The sequence below is a fragment of the Phaeocystidibacter marisrubri genome (assembly GCF_008933165.1).
Taxonomy (GTDB): Bacteria; Bacteroidota; Bacteroidia; order Flavobacteriales; family Schleiferiaceae; genus Phaeocystidibacter; species Phaeocystidibacter marisrubri.
The window spans coordinates 131,174-150,779 of sequence record NZ_WBVQ01000002.1 but is presented as its reverse complement, the minus strand read 5'-3'; the positions used below and the strand labels follow the sequence as shown (position 1 = coordinate 150,779).

The window sequence follows — 19,606 nt, the reverse complement described above, 5'->3', positions numbered from 1 at the left end:
ACGTCGGGTTTAACGAGCAATTGCCAACTTAAGGCCAGAACCTATTCCACTTCTCCGTGTTCCACCCAAATCAACCTCGAAGTGTCGTAGCCGATATCGGTAGCCACTTCAAGGAATTTAGTTTTAACGGAGTCGGGTAAAGAAGTAGTTCTTGAAAGAATCCAGAGATAATCAGTGTCTTTACCAGCAACTAGAGCATATTGGTAATCGCCTTCTAGAGCAACCACATTATAGCCAGAGTAGAAGGGACCAAAGAAGGATACTTTGAGGGCAGCTACATTGCTAGAGTCTCTGAACTTTGCCGTTCCCACAGCTTCTTCCCATTCCTTTTCCACGTAGTTGTAACCTCGATTAATCACCTTTACATCTCCATTTTCTTTAATGGAATAGGTGGCCGTCGTGTTGTTGAGGTTCTCTTCGAATTTGAAGTCGAAGCGGGCAATTTCGTACCATTTGCCCATGTATTTTTCCAATTCAAAGGGGTGGTAAGGAGTGGCTGCTTTGGGAATAGATTGACAAGCGGTTATCGTCAACCCTAGTATAGCAATCCAATACAATTTACTGAGCTTCTTCATGATCATAGTGATTCTTTAGTTCCAAACAAATCAGGCGAAGAAGAGTTTGAGTTTTACATCATTTGTTTCGAACGTAGATGAGTTTGAATCGACTTTTTGGTCCTTCTCGGCTGTCAATCTCAAAGCTGCCAATAGATTTGATAAGAGGAGTGAGTTTTTCAAAACCGTAGTTCCTCGAGTCAAAGTTGGGCTGTTTCTTCTGTATCAAACTTCCCACGTCACCCAAGAAAGCCCATCCATCATCATCAGATAAATCTTTAATTGAAGATGAGATGAGCGCAATTTCCTTTCGGGTAATCTTATCGAATTTTGGTCTTGATTTGCTGTCCTTTTCCTCTGGTTTCTCAGCCGTAGGGCTTCTCAGAATTTCAATGTAGATGAACTTGTCGCACGCTACAATGAAGGGATTAGGGGTTTTCTTCTCACCAATGCCAATAACGAGCTTTCCCGCTTCTCTCAATCGCGTTGCAAGTCGAGTGAAATCGCTATCGCTCGAAACCAAACAGAAGCCATCTGCATTTTCACTGTAGAGAATGTCCATCGCATCGATGATCATGGCGCTATCAGTGGCATTTTTTCCAGAAGTATAGGCGTATTGTTGGATGGGGGTGATGGCATTTTCCAATAACAAGTTCTTCCATTTTGTCAATCCGGGTTTGGTCCAATCTCCATAGATTCTCTTGATGGTAGGGTTACCGTATTTGGCAATTTCTTCCATCATTTCTTGAACGTGACCAGAGGGAATATTATCACCATCAATGAGGACGGCAAGGTTGAAGTTGGAAGGCATTAGAAGATGTATTCGTCTGTGATTTTATCAGACGGGATTAGTATTCTAGAAAGGTAAAAACAAATGTTGGGTATCAGCGGGATTCTGAAAGAAATCCCACCTTTCTCGCTATCTGGAAAGTGTCACACTTCCCGTTTCAATTTGCTCCACACCCATGGAATCAGCGTAGGTGAGTACCCAGAAATAAGTGCCTTCGGGGAGGTTGTCGCCATTCCAAGTGAAGTCGTGCTTGGACGTTTCAAACACGCGTGTACCCCATCGGTTAAATACCTGTAGATTGAGTGTGCAATTGGGGTTGGATTCAACGGCCCTGAAGTAATCGTTGATGCCATCTCCATTCGGCGTGAATATATTGGGGAGTTTCATTTCGCAGGTACAATCCTCCACATATACATAGGCTTGATCCACCAGTGTTTCGCAGGCAGTTTTTACGGTTACACTATACAGTCCAGAAGAAGAGACGCGAATGGACGGCGTGGTTGCTCCCGTGTTCCATAGGTAGGTAGCGTTTTGGGCAGTGTAGCGCAGTATTGCCGATTCACCTTCGCACAAGTGAACATCGTTGAGTTGTTGGTTTAGGGCTGATATTTTCGAGACTTCAATCGTATCGGTAATGGTGTTACATGCAGATGAAATACGTGCGATATAGTTACCTGCTTCAGTGATTTCTATGATAGAATCTGAACTGCCATTGCTCCATGAGTAATTCAAGTTGGAGCCATGACCAATATCTAGAATCAGCGTGTCATCGGGACAAAGAGTGGTATCCTCGGGTAAGTCTAAGGAGATATTCGCAGTACTTGCCCAACTGAGGCAAAGATTGTCTAAAGTCCCCGTTAGTTGTCGTCGAGATTCTCCACGAATGGTATTCCCAAATTGAACATGGGTGAGATTGTCTACACTTCCTGAATACGTCAACGAAACCGGTGATCCAGGAAGGTGAACGGAGTAATTAGGATCACTGTAAACACTAAGTTCGGCACTGTTTGCACTCGATTTTCTAAGCGCTACATAATGCGTTGTTCCCAGAGGGAGTGAAACAATTCGAGTAGATTGTGTCTCCTTTAGGGAATCCAAAACGGAGATGAAGAAATACAAGTTGCCATCCGGTGGATTCTTTCCATTGAAGCCGACCATAATTCCATCCTGATCACCTTTATTGTGCCCCGTACATGGAGGGTCGTTGCATTCATAGTAGAACTCATCCGTTCCTTCGGTGAGAGATAGAATCATGTGACCCGAATAGGGAAGGCCGTACTTCGTTCCAACAGTGACGGGGGTAAATTCGATACGAGCTTCCCAGCAATCTCCTTCATTCATCGATCTGCCAATAGGGGCTTGAAGTCGTTTCTGAAATTCGCGACACTTGGCGCCGTTTAGGAAGTGGACCGCTCCATTTTGAATCTCCACCTCACTACCAACTTGTGTCCAGCCATTCGTCGAAGAGAAATCCGAAGAGAAATCACATTGCGCCCGAGCAGGAGTACACCACAAGAGTGTACTGAGCAGAAGCAAAGCAATGAAGGGAGCGCAAAGTGAGTTAGGTCTCATTATTTTCGAATGTACAGAAATTGGAGGCGAACTCTTGAAAATGAATTAGTCGTCTTAGTGTGTATGTATGTAGATTTAGTAAAAGGCCATTCAACCCTGAACTACGCTGAATCGTTAAGTTGTAAATTCAACGTATGAATCGAGCTCTCCTCTTAGTCCTCTTTTGTATTTCAGTTTATCCAGTTGATGCGCAGGTATTGCTACCCTTTCAAGACCGCGGGCTCTGGGGATATCGGAACGCAAATACCGAATGGGTGATTGAGCCTCAATATGAGTATGCCAACTTCTTTTCAGAGGGGGTGGCACCTGTTCGAATGAATGGATATTATCAATATATCGATGGATCAGGCATCATTGTGTCTTCCATCTTTGAATACGCTTCGACCTTCGAGCATCAACGAGCGAACGTATATGTTGATGGTGGTTGGTGGATCATTGACAGGAATTTTAACCCGATTAACAAAGAGCCGTACAAGAGTATTTCATCGATCGATTCTAATTTCTTCAAGGGGAATTCGGATTCTCAAATCGATATATTCAATAGGGATGGCAAAATCTTGGTTACTTGTTCTTCGTTTCAGCATGTTACATCAGGAAAGTACAGAATAACCACACACGAGGATTCAGTTCCTAAACAACTGTTATTATTTGCTGATGGAACATACCGCATTGAAGTTGCGGACGAGTATGACCACCAACAGTTGACTTGGGATAGTTACCTCCTTTATTCGGAGGATTCTACTTTTTGCATAAATCAATTTGGAGATACCCTGTTTTCATTTTCGCAGAAAGAATATCATTTCCCTCAAGTAGGTGCTTATCAGTTTCCTGTTTCAGTCTATTGGATGCATGATTCCTTGCAAGGTCTTTGGTTAAGTGGATTGAAAGGAGTGATGAATTCACAAGGAGAGTTTACTCCAATTTCTTCTGATTGGAGATATGGAGGTCCCATGATGGGAAATCGTGGATTTGCAAGGATTGAAAACGGAAAGTATGTTTTGGTCAATTCTTTTCACGAAGTGATTTCGAATATGGAGTACGACGAAGTTGCCAGTCCGTTGGAGCGGGAATGGAATAGTGCTCAACCTCTGAACAGCATGGTCAGAAAAGGTCAATTTTGGTGGGTGATTGATAGTGAAGGAGAATTGATACATTCATATGTCGATACGCTCTCCGATATTCACCATTACTTGTATTCTACCACGCTGAATATTGGAGTCTTCTATTCCAATAATGGATGCTATGCTTATCATTTTAGTTCCGATGTGCTTTATGGTCCATTTACCCGGATGTATAGTGTCGAAGAATTGAATGGGGCTTGTGTATTTCTCGGTCCATATGAGAAGGTATTTTTTTTAGAATCTGGAGAAATTGTTTCAGCGGATTCTTTTATCCAATCAAACAGGAGCAATCCGATTAATATCATTTCGCGGTTAGAATTCAACTTTCGTGAAACGCAGAGCGAAAACAGGCTGAATGAAACCAAAGTAGATACTGGAATTCAGGTTCTGATTGATGTTGACCAATGGCAGTGGAGTGTGGATTCAGAGTACCTTGGATATCAGGTGTGGATCGTTAATAATAGTCCTGATTTTCGGTACATCGATCGGGAGAATCAAGAGTTTTCCATGACTATTGAAGCATTGGATATTCGAGATGGCCTTTGGAAACCAATACATGGAGATAGTTTCAAAAGTGTGCCGTCTCTAGACCAGCAGATGATCTATCCTCATGAAAAGTTTTCCTACGTTCTTCCGAGGATGACAGGAGCAATGGAAACTTCGTTGAGATTGAGATTAGACGGAGTCTTTCGCAGAGGTCAAAACCGGAAGTTTGAGTCAAGAGTGGATACTGTGGGGGGAAAGGAAGTAATCTCAATGACGATGTTAATTAATTCTCTCTCCGAGAAAAGTCCTCGTTATCGTCCGGTATACAGCAACGAAATCCCCGTCCGTATCAATCCTCAACAGTTTTGGAGTCGGTCAGTTTTGGAAATGGAATAGGAGATCACGTGATTCCTACTGCTGTGAAATTTGGCAACTTCCTGTTTTTTGCTATACATTTGTCGCTGCTAATACGGCAATACGTTTTTTACATATACTTATCGAGAAAGGTGGAGGGACTGGCCCTGTGAAACCTTAGCAACCCTTGCAATGTGCAAGAAGGTGCTAAATCCATCCTGTGAATCAGGAACAGATAAATCAAAAGAGAACAGAAGCTTCTTTTGACTATTTGTCAGAAGAAGCTTTTTCTTTTTCTACCCGACTCGATACTAATGTGCAGTTAAGATGAAGGTAGAATTAACAAGAACCGACCACTTATTTCAATTTGATGTCACCTCCGAAAATCATTCGGTAAAGGTGACCGCCAACCCCGCTATGAGCGCTCCCGATGCCGTGGGCTTTCGCCCTATGGAGCTCTTACTTTCTTCTCTAGCGAGTTGTCTTTCTATTGATGTCTTGAACATCCTCTATAAACAGCGCCAGAAAGTGGAGTCTTTTGCAGTAAAGGTGGAAGGAACACGCAGCGATCAAATTCCGTCGGTCTTTACCCAAATTGAATTGCAGTTTGAACTGCATGGCGAGATAGAGAATGCCAAAATTCAACGGGCTATCGATCTCGGATTAGAGCGCTATTGTTCCGTGTACCACTCCCTTTCGCCTTCCATCCGTGTAGAATGCTCTTATTCTTTGAACGCATGAGCCAATCGCATTTTGAAACCCTTGCTATCCGCGAACAAATGGAACGCACGGCTCAGAACGAGCATGCTGCTCCACTGTTCCTAACGTCTAGTTTCACTTTTGATTCAGCCGAGGGGGGAGCGGCACTTTTTTCAGGTGAATCCGATGGAAATCTCTATTCCCGATTTTCAAATCCAAACACCTCGGAATTTGCGAGGAAGCTTGCCCACTTAGAAGGATACAATCATGGAATTGCCACTGCTTCTGGGATGGCCGCCGTGTTTACGGCCTTTGCTGCGTTGGTGAAAAGTGGGGATCACATTGTTGCTGCGGCCAATATCTTTGGGAATAGCCTCCATATTTTGCAGGCAATTTTGCCCAACATGGGGGTGGCTTGCACTTTGGTAGAGGTAAACGATAATGCGGCTTTTGAGCAGGCAATTCAGCCGAACACGAAGCTCATTTTCGTAGAGTCGCCAGCAAACCCAACGCTCACTCTTGCTGATTTGTCCTTTCTGGGCAAGCTCTGTGCAGAGAAGGGACTATTGTTTTTAGTAGACAATTGTTTTGCAACACCCTATCTGCAACAGCCCAAAAGATATGGGGCACATTTGGTGATTCATTCTGCAACCAAGTACATCGATGGACAGGGCCGAGTGTTAGGTGGAGCGATTGTGGGCAACGAAACTGAAGTAGGCGCTTGCTACGATTTTATTCGGAGAACTGGAGCCACACTGTCACCTTTCAATGCATGGGTGCTCTCAAAGAGTTTGGAGACGTTGGCCGTTCGAATGGATCGACATTGTAGCAATGCCCAGCTACTGTGCGAATTCCTTAAGTCGCACCCAGAAGTACAAGAGGTCATTTATCCCCATGATATCGATAACCCGCAGTATGAACTGGCAAAAGCACAGATGTCGCAAGGAGGTGGATTAGTGGGGTGCGTTGTTCGTGGAGGTGCAGAGCGTGGAGCGAAGTTTTTAAATGCACTTCAGATGCACTCGTTAACGGCCAACTTGGGAGATACTCGAAGCATTGCGACGCATCCTGCTTCCACTACACACAGCAAACTTTCGAAGGAACAGCAACTGGCTGTGGGGATATCACCGGGGTTTCTGCGGTTTTCCGTAGGTCTGGAGCATCACGAAGACATTATTAACGACGTTGAACGCGCACTTGAAAAATCGAAGTAAGCATGGACTTTATCACTAAAACTATCAATGAACCATGGCCGTGGTATGTAGGTGGGCCACTCATTGGTCTGACTGTAATTCTCCTTCTGGTCATGGAAAAGAAGCAACTCGGAATTTCATCGAGCTTGGTTTATATCTGTTCCGTTGCAACACCCTTTACGTTTGATTACTTCAAGAATCCTGAAAAGATCAAATGGCAATTCTATTTTGTGATCGGTTTGGTGTTGGGGGGCGTTCTCGTTGTGGTTTCATCCGATCACTATCTCGTTAATCTCAACCCAGAAACCGTGAGTGAGCTTGCTCAATTGGGCATTTCGGTGAACCCTGGATACCTTCCTGAGAACCTGCTGGCACCCTCGCTTAGCACCATATCCCTCTTGTTCATTGGTGGAGTGTTTGTGGGCTTCGGGGCGCGATATGCGAACGGCTGTACGGCAGGTCACGCCATTATGGGAATGTCGCAGTTGGCACCGAGTTCCATTCTCGCGACACTTTCCTTTTTTGTAGGTGGATTGTTGACCACCTATTTCATTCTCCCTTATTTCTTCTGAGTTTAAACATTATGAAAGCAATCAGATACATTCTCTTCGGCATATTCTTCTCCATCATTCTGATTAAATCGGAGGCTATTTCTTGGTACCGAATTTTTGAAATGTTTCACTTTCAGTCCGTACACATGTATGGATTGATCGGTTCGGCTATTCTAACAGCCTTTATTGGACTTCGAATTCTGGGACTCAAAACTGCCCCAAAACCGCTTCAACCTCATGCTAACATTTTAGGTGGATTGAGTTTTGGTGTTGGATGGGCACTGACAGGGGCCTGTACCGGGCCTATTTTTTCGCTGTTGGGAATGTACCTCGGCCCCGCAGCCATTGTTCTAGTTGGTGCCTTGGTAGGTGTAGTGATCTATGCCTCGGTCAAAAGCCGACTCCCTCATCAACTCAGTAAGCAATGGACTTCTCGCAAAACCGTATCGTAGAAAGGATGAACAAGCATATCTGGAAAAGTGAAGCGCCGCTTGAGTTGGAATCGGGAGCGTATATTGCTCCATTTCGATTGGCCTATCATACATGGGGGGAAATCAATGATAACCAAAGCAATGTTGTATGGGTATTCCATGCCTTAACGGCGAATTCCGATCCTTCCGATTGGTGGCCAGGAGTGGTCGGGAAAGACTGTGTGATTAACCCCGACGAACATTTTATTATTTGTGTGAATACGATTGGGGCACCCTATGGAAGTTCGGCTCCATCTGACTTGTCCTTTCCAGAATTTACCGTTCGTGATGTGGTGAAGAGTCAGTTGCTCTTGGCGGAGCACTTGAGGATTACTCGTATTCAACTCGCAATTGGAGGTTCTTTTGGTGGGAGTCAGGCGCTTGAGTTTGCCTACAGTTTCAAGGGCCAAATCGACAAACTAGTTCTCGTGGCTTGCGCAGCACGCGAATCTGCATGGGGAATTGCCATTCATCAAGCGCAGCGATTGGCGTTACAGGCAGATGCAACCTTTGGTCAGCCGGATGGAGGTAAACTCGGACTCAAAGCTGCGCGCGGCATCGGACTGCTCACCTATCGAACTCCTGAAGCATTCCATCAAACCCAAAGCAATCCCGATGATAGAATTGCCAATCACAAAGCGGCATCCTATATCGATTACCAAGGCGATAAACTGGTGTCGCGATTCTCGTCGCTTTCATATTACTATCTCCACAAATGCCTCGATACTCACCATATTGGTCGCGATAGAGGCGGAGTAGAGGTGGCATTATCCACTATCCAAACTCCAACAGTGGTAATTGGAATAAACAGCGATCAATTGCTGCCAACCTCCTTGCAAAAGATCATAGTTCAAGGTCTTCCCAATGCAAGGTATGTAGAGATACAATCTGAATTTGGACACGATGGATTTTTGGTGGAGGCCAAGCAGTTGGCGAGGGTGTTGAGGGGGGAGAGGTTTTAGGTGTTTAAAGGGTTTAAGGGGTTTAAGGGGTTTAAGATGTTTGATGTGTTTGGTGACGGGTGACGGGTGACGGATGACGAATTGAGGATTTCAGGGGCTTGAAGCCTGGTGTCTGGCCTTTGCTTTCCCGGTGTAGATAACCGCCAGCGGCGGTAACTCCGCTAGCCCGATGGTGAGGAGGAACGACGCTACCTAGGGCTAGGTTTAAGGGTTTGACAATGCTGTAAAAGACCCAAGTCTACGTGGCGCCCTTTCATTCTAGTTCCAACTTTCCACAAATTTCGAGGGTTCCATGCCCTCATCTTTAACTCATCCATTAATTTCGCCTCAGAAGAACAATAGAGGTACGCTTATTTGTTGACACACTATGATGAAAGACACTTCCCTTACGAGCTTTTTGCAAGCGGTTATCAAGAACCTACCGATGGATTGGATCAACCTGACAACTCATCGTTTGGATATTTACAATGAATCTCGGGCAAAGACGGAATTCCTTGAGAAACTAGAGGAATTGTATGAAAAAGGGGAGAGCAGTGTGAAGGCGTTGGAAGCTTTGCCAACGGCGTATGATTACATCCGACTTGGACATCCACTTTCTTCTGTACTCGAATGGGCATTGGCTAAAGATCTCGGGTTGAAGTCTGAAGAGGTAATTACTTTTTCTTCTCGCACTATGCCGCTTTTGGCAGTGCTTCGAGCCAATCATTTTAGTCGTACCCAAACTCGTGTTCTCTATACGGGGGATTTTGCTGATCTGCTGGATGTGCGAGCCCTTCAGGAAGTGTACGACTATGAATTTGTGATGGAGAAGTACACCGTCGGGGACGCGATTGCGCCTTTTGATGGAACGACGGTTTTGGTTCAATTTTCTGAGCATCCAGAGCGTGCAGAGCTCGATTCGGCCATCGATATTCATATTCAGCTATTGCCCAACTTAGGGAGTATCGTTCTGATTGATACTGAGAATGCCAGTGAGTTTGTGAAAAGCATTCAACATGTTCGCAGAAGAGAGTCGATCGCTATGACTCCAGCAAATTGCCTGGTCACTATAAAAGGCCTGCTGGGACAAGCCGTCTCAGGTTCTGCCGTAAATCCAGAAGTGCTCGAACGTTTGCGAAGCACGATTGCAGATATTACGGGATCGAAAACTCCAGCGGCGGTTGCTTCAAGTGGACTATCAATTCAATATGCCATTATGATGGGGTTGATTGATAGCGCGCGCGTCAATCATCCAGGAAAAGAAATAAAGATCATTGTTCCGCCGAACTGTTACGGAGGTACGAATGATCAAGCGCGCAGAGTGGCTGCAGCATTGGATTCTGTGGAGGTGATGGATCTTCCTGTGGATGGGGCGAACGACATGGTTCGCAGTACAGAGAAGGTGTTGGACACCTGTGCTCAACTCGATGCCGTTCCATTAATCATTGCAGAAATTCCGACCAACCCACGTGTTGAAGTTCCCAATCTCGACGATTTGAGAGCGGTGCTCAGTGCATCACGAAATACGCCGAATGGCGATACAGCTGTTCGTCCAGTGTTTATCCTCGACCAAACGTTTTGCCCCAATGTGCAGTTCGTTAAAGAGGATGGAATTTTATCTGAAGTACAGACCATTTCCTATGTGAGTGGTTCAAAGTTTCCAAGCGGAGGAAAGTGTACTGCGGGCTATTGCGTAGCGAATGACGAAGCGGCACATCTGATGGAAGCAATCGCCAAGCATCTTGAAATTTGTGACAATCAGGCTACAGCGCTCCAAGTAGAAATATTGAACGAGCAAATGCCTTCCATGCTTCAACGCATTGCGGATGCCTATGTGAACACTCGAGAATTTGTGCGCTTCATTGAAGAAGTGTTGCCAGAAGCAAAAATCAACTTTGTTTCTGAAGAAGTGGTAGCCCAAGGGTTTACACCTTCGGTCTTTTCACTCGATCTACCTACCAAAGGCGAAACGCCAGAAGCTCGCGAGGAATACAAGCGCATGCTCAATCTGAAACTCATCCATATGATGATCGATGCAATTCCACAGGACAGCAAGTACTGCGTGAGCTACGGTCAGTTGAAAGGCTGTTATTGGACCATTCCAGCCACCTCTACACAAGGAACAACCAAGGAAGAAGACAAAGATTACATCGCTCGCGTTTCGGTTTCAGGTGACCTCGACCTAGAGAAGCACAAGGAAGTGTTTAGGAAGTTTGTGGAGGGGGTTTGAGAGGTTTAAGGGGTTTAAGGTGTTTTAGGGGGTTAAGATGTTTTATGTGTTTGGTGACGGGTGACGGGCGACGGGTGAGAACCTTCAAATCTCTCCTACCGCGCGAATTCTTTCGCGTGGGTGTTTATTGGTAGGGATGGTATGTTAGAAGGGTTTAATGGGTTTAAGGTGTTTAAGGGGTTTAAGGTGTTTAAGGGGTTGATGGAAGTTGGGTGACGGGTGACGGATGACGGAAGTTGGGTGATGGGGGTGGACGACTGGAGTTTGCAGCCGTCCCGATACTAACCGCCAGAGGCGTTAACTCCATTGGCCCGATGATGAGGAGGAACGACGCTACCTAGGGCTATGCAAAAGGTCGGATAGCGGGTGATGGATGACGGAAGCTTGGAGTCTGAGAACCGCTAGCGCCTGAACTGCTTTGGTGTTTGTCCGTTGTTGGCATTTTCAATGATTTCGGAAATGCGCTTGTTACGAGTTTCTTCGCGCTTGGCTGAGGAAACCCAATAAAGCAAGCCTTTTTTAATGGAATTGCTCAAGCTCTCATAGAATTCCAAGGCTTTTGGGTTTTGGGAAAGAGCAAGATTGAAGTCGTCGGGAACAACGAGGTTTTCAATCTTGTCCAAGATGGTCCATGAACCATTTTCTTTAGCCACCTCGATACTCCGGTGGCCAGCTTCGGTCATATGTCCTCGCTCTATGAGGAGTTTTGCTTTGTCTTTGTTCACCTTCGACCAATTGCTCTTGGCTTTGCGCTTACAGAAATACTGAATGTAGCTTTCTGCATCGAGCGATTTTTTGGTGCTGTCAATCCATCCAAAACAGAGCGCTTCGTCAACGGCGTCACTCCAACTCAGGTTGAAACGGGGTGAACTTTTCTTGTAGAAAATAACCCAAACAGCATCTGTTTCAATGTGATTCGTCTCCAGCCAATTTCGCCATTCAGCTTGATTGGTAGGACAGAATTCTTCTATATGTGGTGATGTTCTCAAAATCTCAATCGATAATAGTCCAGAGAATTTTAGCAATGTTCTTGGCATCGTCTACCCCTCGGTGATGGGTGCCTTCTAACGGAATGTTTAGATGTTCCAACGCGCCTGCCATACCCGTTTCATGACCGAGTTTGTTTTTGAGAGCGAAGAGCGTTTTTACATTGATGTGGGAAGGTCCAAATGGATACCCTCTATTCAAATCGGAACACTGACGCTTGAACTGGTTTAAGTCGTAGGCACCATAGCTCGCCCAAGCTCTGCTCGTGCTGAGGTATTCGTCTTTCAATATTTTCAAGGCCTCTTTGAATGAGATTCCATACTCGTCAATCATCTCTGGAGTGATGGTGGTCAGCTCCGTACAGAATGGACTAATCGTGGATCTTTCAGGACGTACTAGTATCCCTCGATTATCGGTGATTTCACCGGTATTAATATCCAATGAACAGATGCCAATTTCGATGATGTCGTTCATCATGCCCTCTGGCGTAGGTCCATTCCAGCAAGTCGCTTCAATGTCTACAACCAGTATTTTGTCTAGTTTTTTTGCCACGGCAGAAAGGTAGGAAATTTGACACCTGGGATCCAACACCTAACATCTATCACCTACCTCCCAATCACTGCCTTAGTAACTCGTTCGCTGTAGCTATTAATCTTCCAATGACCAGGACTCCATCCTTTAATGAAGCGATGGAAATCGGCCCACGCCACGTGATACAGTGAGCGCCATTCTGCTTCTAGTTCTGGGTTTGGAATAGGGAGGCTGTTTTGAAGATGCCGAAAGTAGGTGTTAAGAATGCGAGTTTCGTAACGCTCGCAGTCCTCTTCATACAAGCAGCTAGATACGAAGTAAGCGAGGTCTTTCATTCCACATCCACCTCCCACATATTGAAAATCAACTCCGGCTACTTCGCCATTTGGAGAAAAGCAAAAGTTGGCGAGTTTCGCATCGCCGTGAACGAGTGTTTTGTACGTGCAGGAATTGAGTTGTTCATCAATAGCTGATGCTGCATTTTTCAGTGCCACGTCGTCTAAGGCCTCGAGCTCATTGGGACGAGTAGCTAAATGCCAATAGGTTCCAACTTCCCAAAGTCGCTCAGGTTCCATTCCAATGAATCCTGCGTGATATTGAGCCAGCCATTGAATACAGGCTTCCATTTCAGTCCAACTCACCTCTGACTTTCTGAGATTAAATCCAGAGGCATTGAGATCTTCGAGTACAATCAGGATTTCATTTTCCAAGTGCTCAACTGCTATACATCGTGGGATTCTTGCTTTGCTGGTGAGTGCGTATCGATCATACCAAGCGGTTTCAACTTCATATGACTTCAACTTCCGTTGATGTCCAATATCCGAATTCCATCCTCTTGGATGATTGCCTGCGGCCCCGTGTTGAATATGCTTCACCACCACACTCGAATACTCGCTCTCCAACAACTTTATTCGCACAATTTCACCATAGTCGCTCCAGAGGTTTTGGATAACCTCCTGCGCAACAATAGCAGATGCATTAGTCAGTCGAAGAATTATAGATTGAATTTGAGGCGACATGGGAAGGGGTGCAAACGAAAACAAAGATAGCGCAGCCAATAGCTTCTAGCCTACACCAAATCTTCAAGGTCAAGCTTAATCAGTTCCCAAGCCTTGTTTCGCAGACAATTTGGAGAGGGTTCATGTTCTGCTTTCTCAAAGTGAATCAATTGCTTGCGGAGTTTGCTAGGTTCATCACCAAAAGGATTTCGCTGATGATAAATTTCAAGCAATTCTTCAATTCTAAAATGATCGAGGAGTTCATGAATGTCCCAAAAGTCCTTCTTTCGTCCACCGTTTGAAATGACCTCCAACTTCATGGCTGCAATTTCATGTATAGATGCGAATCGAATTTTCTCTTTCTGATCAATCGGAAAGACAAATGGGTCGGTATAAAATAGATCAAGTTTGATCAGTGAATCATGGGAATTACCGATAAAGTAGGACTTGCCCATGCCGAACTCTTCATGTTTATCGTATTGTACCACGGGAAATTCTTCCAGTAGCGCTTGTTCCAATTGTATGTGGTCTAAAGTACCGTATTCTACGTCTGTGAAAAGGTCAATGTCAACAGATTCCCTATGTCCCAGTTGCAAACTCAGTGACGTACCTCCTACCAATCTAAATGGATTAAACTCCTTGCGCTGCATCAATTTTACAAGGGAGTTCCATAGTAGAGGTGAAACTGTATTTTTGTAAAGCATCAATCTAATTCGAATTCAAGGATATTCTTTTCAAAGGCTTTCAACCTACTGGAACCCATTTGTTTGATTTCTTCCACAATAGTGGACTTACCATAGAATGAAATCATCGCTAAGATTTCTTCGGTATTTCCTCTTTCAAGGATTCGCTGAATCACAAATCGCTTGTGCTCAATCCAGTCAATTTTGTCTATGCTTGTATCCCAGAAAAGAGCTTCTCGAAACACACTTAGATTGGGTTTGTCGAGAGAAAGCTTACTCTTTGCAACAGCTGTATCGTAGCTCGCTTGTATCATTTGAAAATAGTCGCTTTCAATTTGAAATACTTTACCCAGTTTAATGGAAAGAACAGGGTTAATCGCTCTTCGCTGATTGATGATAGCGCTAATCGTCTGTTTGTGTTCTCCTATTTGAGCTGCAAGTTGTGAACTGCGAATCGAACGCGATTTTAGTTCACGTTTTAGAATAGCTCCGGGGTGAACACCTCTAATCTTATGTATTTCTGGAAATGACATCACTGCAAAAGTAAACAAATTTGTTTACTATTCAGACTCCTGGCATCTGGCTTCTGAAACTAATTATCCAAGCTTCCGTCACCCGATACCCGGCACCCGTCACCGAACCCTCAACCTCAACGTTTTCAGCCTCCAACGTGCTAAGCGGTTATAAATCAGTGTATTTTATCTTATCCCTCGATTATTAACCGTATCTTTGCGCTTCACATCCTTAGCGGGATTATGGTCAAGCACTATTCCCTTCTCACCGATTTAGCTAAGTATTGAATGAATTAGCTAGAATCTTGCCCAAACCGCTTACGTAATTAGTCTTATTACATCACTTCACATTAAAGCTCGATTTTCTTCGAAGCTTATTTCGATTACTTGTTTACGTAGCGTTACGCTAGGGAAGAATTTTTCTTGTTCCCTCATGCGGCAGCCAGCTTTATTCTGCAGAAACATTGCACCTGTTTCTATTATTAAGGTGCTCTTTGGTACATACCATTATGAATACACGTTCTAGACGACCGGCTGCAAAAGCTGGTTCGAGAAAAAAAATAAATCAAAAACCTGCAAAGGGTAAGAAAAGCACAATTGATATCAATTTGCTTACTCAGAAAGCCAGTGCACAGCCTGAAAAGACGGTTTATGTAGCGGAAAGGACTTTTGCAGAAATGCCCCTTCACGCCCGACTACAGAAAACCATCGCTAAAAAAGGTTTTAGCACACCAACAGAGATCCAAGATAAAACCTTGGAGCACTTGCTTGCAGGTCGCGATTTGATGGGAGTGGCACAAACAGGTACTGGAAAAACAGGTGCGTTCCTTATTCCATTAATCAACCGATTGGTTTCCGGTAAAGATTCATTCCGAATTTTGGTCTTGGCTCCAACCCGTGAATTGGCATTGCAAATTGACGAAGAGTTCAAGAGCTTAACTTCTGGACTCGGATTGTACAGTCAGTGCTTCATTGGCGGGACCAACCTCAATCGCGATTTACAAAAGCTGGGAAGAAAGAGTCACATCGTGATCGGTACACCAGGTCGCTTGTTGGATTTGTACCAACGAAGAGCGATCAAGTTCAGCGAGTTTGATGTATTGATTTTGGATGAATTCGATCGCATGCTCGACATGGGCTTCAACAAAGATGTCCATCGAATTACTTCTCAAATGTCGAATCGTAAGCAAACACTTCTATTCTCGGCAACGGTAGACCGAAAGCAACAGGGATTCATCGATCGTTTGTTGACCAACCCGATAGAGGTGAAGGTGAGCAATGGCGAAACCACTGGGAAGCATATCGACCAAGAGATCATCAAAGTAGTGGATGGTCAAGATAAATTCGGGATGTTGACCGATCTACTCGGACAACCTGAATTCACCAAAGTTTTGGTATTTGCTGAAACGAAGAGATGGGTAAGTAAGGTGAACAAGATGCTAACGCAATCGGGCTTTTCATCCGACGAAATACACGGAAACAAATCACAAAATTACCGTCAGGTAGCATTGAAGAAGTTCAGCAGTGGACGTATTCAGATTCTCGTTGCAACAGATGTTGCTGCGCGCGGTTTGGATGTTTCTGATGTTACACACGTGATTAACTATCAATTGCCGGCTAGCATTGACAGTTACATTCACCGTATTGGCCGAACAGGTAGAGCCGGAAAGCAAGGCAAAGCATTCACATTTATTAATTAAAACTTAAGACTGGTAAAAATTTATGGGTAAGTCACAGGAAACAAGTTTCAAAAAGGAAAGAGAGAAGAAGAAGAAGCTGAAGAAAGATGCTAAAGCAAAACGTAAGGAAGAGAGGAAGATGAACAGTGATGGTTCAGCAGAAAGCTTCACTTATGTAGACAAGTTTGGCAATTTCTCTGATACTCCACCACCTCCAGCAGAGAAAATGAAAGCTGAGGATATCGATGTGAGTACGCCTAAAAAGGAAGATAGAGCAACGGTGAAGGAACTCGAAACTGAACGCACAGGTGTAGTGACTTTCTACAACGACGCCAAAGGCTATGGCTTTATCAAGGATAAGTCCACGCAAGAGAGTGTTTTTGTACACGTCAACAACACCACAGAACCTATCACAGAGGGCAACATGGTTACTTTTGAAGTAGAAAAAGGACACAAAGGCCCCACTGCAGTTAAGGTTACCGTGAAGCGATAGTTTCACCTCTTTTTATCGACGCGCATCTCTACTTTATGGCTCAATTCCTGTGGAAGATAAGGCCATAGCAGAAAGTAAGAAGGGGGGAGCTCTCCCCTCCGCCGCGCTTCGGTTTTGGCGTCCAACGCCAGGCTTTGGTCATCCGCCACCTAGCCACCGTCATCCATCCTCCAACATCCTCCACCGAACCCCTAAAACCCCTGAAACCCCTAAAACATCTCAAACCCCTAAAACCTCCAACCCCCTCCCAAACTTTCTTCCTATTTTCATCTTCTCGGCATAAACATTGAGGCAGGATAAGCTTCAATTTTACAGGATTTGTACATGGCACAAAGCGAACAGATAGATGAATTGAATGAGCGCATTAAAGAGTTAAAGTGCCTGTATGACATTTCAACTTTAGCATCTGATTCTTCGCTCAATATGAAGCAGAAGTTACAGGCGATTGCGGATCGGATTTCTCACGCGTGGAGATATACATCGGAAGCAGTGGCGGAGATTCGAGTAGGGAATGATCACTTCGTGTCAGGTACTCTCTTAGAGCCGAGTGTATTCATTTCCGAACCCTTTTATTTCGATGCCGTTAAAGTGGGATTTGTTCGCGTCCATTATCCATCTCCTAAGCGCACAGCCGCAGATTTTCTAAAGTATGAGCATCTACTCTTGAGAAAACTCGCGGAAGAGGTTTCCACCCTGTACGAGCGCTATAAACGACAGGAAAGAGAAGAGTTGCTTCAACGATCTATGGAGCGTAACGACCGATTGGCCATACTCGGCGAGTTAACAGCTGGAATTGCTCATGAGCTCAATACCCCACTTGGAAATATTCTGGGGTATGCGGAGTTTATTGCAGAAGGTGAGGGCCTTCCTCAAATGAAGAAGGACGCCTCCAAGATTATTCGATCGGCTATACACGCTAGAGAGGTGGTTAAGAAACTGATGTTCTTCAGTTGTGAAATGCCCGAGAAGAATGAAACGGTAGATGTCAATCAAGTTGTAGAAAGCAGTCTGGATCTCTTACAACCCACCTTGAAGTCGAAGAGGATTGAACTAGACCTGCTTTTGGAGGAAAACTTGCCTTCCATAATCATTGATTCCATCCAGTTAACCCAAGTGATTTTCAACTTGATTATCAATTCCATCCACGCGTCGGACGCTGATAGTAGAATTGAAGTTTCAACTACTTTTAAATCCGACTGGCTCCAACTTACGGTAAAGGATAACGGAATGGGGATTCCAGAAGATATCCGAGACAAAGTGTTTGAGCCGTTTTTCACCACGAAGGAGGTGGGTGAAGGCTCGGGATTGGGCTTGAGTGTGGTGTATGGAATCGTTCGAAAGCACGGTGGTCACATTCATTTTACTTCCGAGCTAGATAATGGGACTACCTTTGTAGTCAATCTACCTTTAGCGCCATGAGTAGCCACATCCTTGTAGTTGATGATGATCGGGATTTTCGCGAGTTAGTGACTCGACAACTCGAAGAACTCGGCCACATTGTTTATCCGGTTGGAAATGCCGTGGATGCCCTTGATATGATAAAGGGGAATGCACTCGATTTACTGATCACAGATTTGCAAATGCCCGGTGTTCCGGGGATGCAGCTTGTCAAATACGTGTCTGAAAAATATCCGGACATCCCAGTATTGGTGGCGACAGGCTTTCCGTCGGTAAAGGGTGCCGTGGAAGCGGTTCAATCTGGCGCGGTCGATTATTTAGTCAAACCCTTTACCAAGGATGAACTTTCAGCAGCCATCGGAAAGTCGCTTGCAAATACTCCAACCCCTCAGGTAACTCCTACTATTGATAAGAAGCAGCAAGTTGATCAAAGCCAATCTTCTGCTACATTTCACGGAATCATTGGGAATTCTGAGGCGATCAAGCGAATGATTGAAATGATCAGTCGAATCAACAATACAAATGTGACTGTTCTCGTAAATGGCGAGAGTGGAACGGGAAAAGAGTTGGTCGCACGTGCCATTCATTACAGCAGTCACAATGCGAAGTCGCCCTTTGTGGCTGTGAACTGTGGCGGTATTCCTGAAAACCTATTAGAGAGTGAGCTGTTTGGCTATACCAAGGGGGCTTTCACTGGAGCAGAATCCAACAGGGCAGGCTTTTTTCAAGCGGCTGAAGGTGGAACTATTTTTCTCGATGAAATTGGCAATGCTTCTCAAGCCGTTCAACAACGATTACTGAGAGTTCTTCAAGAAAAAGAGGTGACTATGATCGGTTCGCAGAAACCTCAGAAAATTGATGTACGTGTGGTTGCAGCTACCAATAGCGACCTCTACAGTATGGTGGAGAAAGGCACTTTTCGAGAGGATTTGTATTACCGATTGAATGTCATCAACCTTCACATACCACCACTTAGAGATAGAACAGATGATGTCCGACTTCTAGCTGAGTTCTTTCTCAATAAATTCTCAAAGGAGTTCGACGTGCAACGACCACAAATGGATGACGCTGTTTGGCCCATCTTGAATACGTACAGTTGGCCGGGTAATGTAAGGGAGCTGGAAAACACCATTCAACGCTTGGTGATTCTCGCAGACGGTATCATCCTTCCCGATCATTTGCCTCCTCATTTTCGCCAGTCTTCGCCTTCTCCAACTCGTCACCCTCTTAGATCCTTGGAAGAGGTGGAAAGAGAACACATCCTCAGAGTGCTAGAAGCCACAGATAATAACAAGACGAAAGCGGCCGAGATTCTTGGTATAACACGAAAGACCTTGCGGCAGAAGTTGAGCTAAAATACATTT

At 44.8% G+C, this 19,606-nt stretch carries 19 protein-coding genes and 1 riboswitch; of the genes, 11 read left to right on the top strand and 8 right to left on the bottom strand.

What is annotated here, in order from left to right:
• Window positions 1-41: 41 nt before the first annotated feature.
• The 3 genes from F8C82_RS08055 to F8C82_RS08045 all read right to left on the bottom strand — a co-directional run bounded on the left by F8C82_RS08055 (window position 42) and on the right by F8C82_RS08045 (window position 2,916).
• Window positions 42-575 (bottom strand): lipocalin family protein, encoded by a 534-nt coding sequence (locus tag F8C82_RS08055; protein WP_188477375.1) that lies wholly within the window; start codon window positions 573-575, stop codon window positions 42-44.
• A gap of 58 nt (window positions 576-633) precedes the next feature.
• On the bottom strand, window positions 634-1,365 hold the full coding sequence (locus F8C82_RS08050; protein WP_151693078.1) for an NYN domain-containing protein: 732 nt from the start codon (window positions 1,363-1,365) through the stop codon (window positions 634-636).
• A gap of 108 nt (window positions 1,366-1,473) precedes the next feature.
• A complete protein-coding gene (locus tag F8C82_RS08045) occupies window positions 1,474-2,916 on the bottom strand; it encodes a gliding motility-associated C-terminal domain-containing protein (protein ID WP_151693077.1) in 1,443 nt (480 codons plus the stop codon).
• A gap of 134 nt (window positions 2,917-3,050) precedes the next feature.
• Here F8C82_RS08045 and F8C82_RS08040 point away from each other — a divergent pair, with 134 nt between their 5' ends.
• The 7 genes from F8C82_RS08040 (at window position 3,051) to F8C82_RS08010 (ending at window position 10,961) form a co-directional block, all read left to right on the top strand.
• The gene (locus tag F8C82_RS08040) at window positions 3,051-4,919 is read left to right on the top strand and encodes a WG repeat-containing protein (protein WP_151693076.1); all 1,869 of its coding nucleotides are present in this window, start codon (window positions 3,051-3,053) and stop codon (window positions 4,917-4,919) included.
• A gap of 95 nt (window positions 4,920-5,014) precedes the next feature.
• A riboswitch (SAM riboswitch) is annotated at window positions 5,015-5,119 on the top strand.
• An 85-nt stretch (window positions 5,120-5,204) separates the two neighbouring features.
• Entirely contained in the window at window positions 5,205-5,618 is a 414-nt protein-coding gene (locus F8C82_RS08035; protein ID WP_151693075.1) for an OsmC family protein, read from the top strand.
• On the top strand, window positions 5,615-6,790 hold the full coding sequence (locus F8C82_RS08030; RefSeq protein WP_151693074.1) for a trans-sulfuration enzyme family protein: 1,176 nt from the start codon (window positions 5,615-5,617) through the stop codon (window positions 6,788-6,790). Before F8C82_RS08035 ends, F8C82_RS08030 begins: the two co-directional genes overlap by 4 nt.
• 2 nt (window positions 6,791-6,792) lie before the next feature.
• Window positions 6,793-7,341, top strand: a complete 549-nt coding sequence (locus tag F8C82_RS08025) for a YeeE/YedE family protein (RefSeq protein WP_151693073.1) — start codon at window positions 6,793-6,795, stop codon at window positions 7,339-7,341.
• An 11-nt stretch (window positions 7,342-7,352) separates the two neighbouring features.
• Entirely contained in the window at window positions 7,353-7,772 is a 420-nt protein-coding gene (locus F8C82_RS08020) for a YeeE/YedE thiosulfate transporter family protein (protein ID WP_151693072.1), read from the top strand.
• A 5-nt stretch (window positions 7,773-7,777) separates the two neighbouring features.
• Complete coding sequence (locus F8C82_RS08015) at window positions 7,778-8,752, top strand: homoserine O-acetyltransferase family protein (protein WP_151693071.1); 975 nt, start codon at window positions 7,778-7,780, stop codon at window positions 8,750-8,752.
• A gap of 370 nt (window positions 8,753-9,122) precedes the next feature.
• Window positions 9,123-10,961, top strand: a complete 1,839-nt coding sequence (locus F8C82_RS08010) for a PLP-dependent aminotransferase family protein (protein WP_151694064.1) — start codon at window positions 9,123-9,125, stop codon at window positions 10,959-10,961.
• 401 nt (window positions 10,962-11,362) lie between these two features.
• On the opposite strand, the gene F8C82_RS08005 is transcribed toward F8C82_RS08010, so the two are convergent.
• From F8C82_RS08005 to F8C82_RS07985, 5 genes are read right to left on the bottom strand one after another with little or no spacing between them, the layout of a single operon-like run.
• The gene (locus F8C82_RS08005; protein ID WP_223279522.1) at window positions 11,363-11,950 is read right to left on the bottom strand and encodes a YdeI/OmpD-associated family protein; all 588 of its coding nucleotides are present in this window, start codon (window positions 11,948-11,950) and stop codon (window positions 11,363-11,365) included.
• Window positions 11,951-11,954: 4 nt separating this feature from the next.
• Window positions 11,955-12,500, bottom strand: a complete 546-nt coding sequence (locus F8C82_RS08000) for a 3'-5' exonuclease (RefSeq protein ID WP_151693069.1) — start codon at window positions 12,498-12,500, stop codon at window positions 11,955-11,957.
• A 53-nt stretch (window positions 12,501-12,553) separates the two neighbouring features.
• A complete protein-coding gene (locus F8C82_RS07995; RefSeq protein ID WP_151693068.1) occupies window positions 12,554-13,498 on the bottom strand; it encodes a phosphotransferase in 945 nt (314 codons plus the stop codon).
• 50 nt (window positions 13,499-13,548) lie between these two features.
• Complete coding sequence (locus tag F8C82_RS07990; protein ID WP_151693067.1) at window positions 13,549-14,181, bottom strand: nucleotidyl transferase AbiEii/AbiGii toxin family protein; 633 nt, start codon at window positions 14,179-14,181, stop codon at window positions 13,549-13,551.
• The gene (locus F8C82_RS07985; RefSeq protein ID WP_151693066.1) at window positions 14,181-14,693 is read right to left on the bottom strand and encodes a helix-turn-helix transcriptional regulator; all 513 of its coding nucleotides are present in this window, start codon (window positions 14,691-14,693) and stop codon (window positions 14,181-14,183) included. Before F8C82_RS07985 ends, F8C82_RS07990 begins: the two co-directional genes overlap by 1 nt.
• Window positions 14,694-15,181: 488 nt before the next feature.
• Between F8C82_RS07985 and F8C82_RS07980 the strand changes: the two genes are divergently transcribed.
• The 4 genes from F8C82_RS07980 (at window position 15,182) to F8C82_RS07965 (ending at window position 19,597) form a co-directional block, all read left to right on the top strand.
• Window positions 15,182-16,372, top strand: a complete 1,191-nt coding sequence (locus tag F8C82_RS07980; RefSeq protein WP_151693065.1) for a DEAD/DEAH box helicase — start codon at window positions 15,182-15,184, stop codon at window positions 16,370-16,372.
• A 22-nt stretch (window positions 16,373-16,394) separates the two neighbouring features.
• Window positions 16,395-16,844 (top strand): cold shock domain-containing protein, encoded by a 450-nt coding sequence (locus F8C82_RS07975; RefSeq protein WP_151693064.1) that lies wholly within the window; start codon window positions 16,395-16,397, stop codon window positions 16,842-16,844.
• A gap of 324 nt (window positions 16,845-17,168) precedes the next feature.
• Window positions 17,169-18,263 carry a sensor histidine kinase gene (locus F8C82_RS07970; protein WP_151693063.1) on the top strand — a complete coding sequence of 365 codons (1,095 nt, stop codon included), beginning with the start codon at window positions 17,169-17,171 and terminating at the stop codon, window positions 18,261-18,263.
• Window positions 18,260-19,597 carry a sigma-54-dependent transcriptional regulator gene (locus F8C82_RS07965; RefSeq protein ID WP_151693062.1) on the top strand — a complete coding sequence of 446 codons (1,338 nt, stop codon included), beginning with the start codon at window positions 18,260-18,262 and terminating at the stop codon, window positions 19,595-19,597. The genes F8C82_RS07970 and F8C82_RS07965 overlap by 4 nt, the downstream gene beginning before the upstream one ends.
• The last annotated feature ends 9 nt before the right edge of the window (window positions 19,598-19,606 follow it).

What these genes read in the sequence shown, in the direction of transcription:
- F8C82_RS08050 (WP_151693078.1), bottom strand. Translation starts at nt 1,365, where the DNA reads ATGCCTTCCAACTTCAACCTTGCCGTCCTCATTGATGGTGATAATATT.
- F8C82_RS08010 (WP_151694064.1), top strand. Translation starts at nt 9,123, where the DNA reads ATGAAAGACACTTCCCTTACGAGCTTTTTGCAAGCGGTTATCAAGAAC.
- F8C82_RS08040 (WP_151693076.1), top strand. Translation starts at nt 3,051, where the DNA reads ATGAATCGAGCTCTCCTCTTAGTCCTCTTTTGTATTTCAGTTTATCCA.
- F8C82_RS07970 (WP_151693063.1), top strand. Translation starts at nt 17,169, where the DNA reads ATGGCACAAAGCGAACAGATAGATGAATTGAATGAGCGCATTAAAGAG.
- F8C82_RS07980 (WP_151693065.1), top strand. Translation starts at nt 15,182, where the DNA reads ATGAATACACGTTCTAGACGACCGGCTGCAAAAGCTGGTTCGAGAAAA.
- F8C82_RS07975 (WP_151693064.1), top strand. Translation starts at nt 16,395, where the DNA reads ATGGGTAAGTCACAGGAAACAAGTTTCAAAAAGGAAAGAGAGAAGAAG.
- F8C82_RS08020 (WP_151693072.1), top strand. Translation starts at nt 7,353, where the DNA reads ATGAAAGCAATCAGATACATTCTCTTCGGCATATTCTTCTCCATCATT.
- F8C82_RS08045 (WP_151693077.1), bottom strand. Translation starts at nt 2,916, where the DNA reads ATGAGACCTAACTCACTTTGCGCTCCCTTCATTGCTTTGCTTCTGCTC.
- F8C82_RS07985 (WP_151693066.1), bottom strand. Translation starts at nt 14,693, where the DNA reads ATGTCATTTCCAGAAATACATAAGATTAGAGGTGTTCACCCCGGAGCT.
- F8C82_RS08015 (WP_151693071.1), top strand. Translation starts at nt 7,778, where the DNA reads ATGAACAAGCATATCTGGAAAAGTGAAGCGCCGCTTGAGTTGGAATCG.
- F8C82_RS08030 (WP_151693074.1), top strand. Translation starts at nt 5,615, where the DNA reads ATGAGCCAATCGCATTTTGAAACCCTTGCTATCCGCGAACAAATGGAA.
- F8C82_RS07990 (WP_151693067.1), bottom strand. Translation starts at nt 14,181, where the DNA reads ATGCTTTACAAAAATACAGTTTCACCTCTACTATGGAACTCCCTTGTA.
- F8C82_RS07995 (WP_151693068.1), bottom strand. Translation starts at nt 13,498, where the DNA reads ATGTCGCCTCAAATTCAATCTATAATTCTTCGACTGACTAATGCATCT.
- F8C82_RS07965 (WP_151693062.1), top strand. Translation starts at nt 18,260, where the DNA reads ATGAGTAGCCACATCCTTGTAGTTGATGATGATCGGGATTTTCGCGAG.
- F8C82_RS08035 (WP_151693075.1), top strand. Translation starts at nt 5,205, where the DNA reads ATGAAGGTAGAATTAACAAGAACCGACCACTTATTTCAATTTGATGTC.
- F8C82_RS08055 (WP_188477375.1), bottom strand. Translation starts at nt 575, where the DNA reads ATGAAGAAGCTCAGTAAATTGTATTGGATTGCTATACTAGGGTTGACG.
- F8C82_RS08025 (WP_151693073.1), top strand. Translation starts at nt 6,793, where the DNA reads ATGGACTTTATCACTAAAACTATCAATGAACCATGGCCGTGGTATGTA.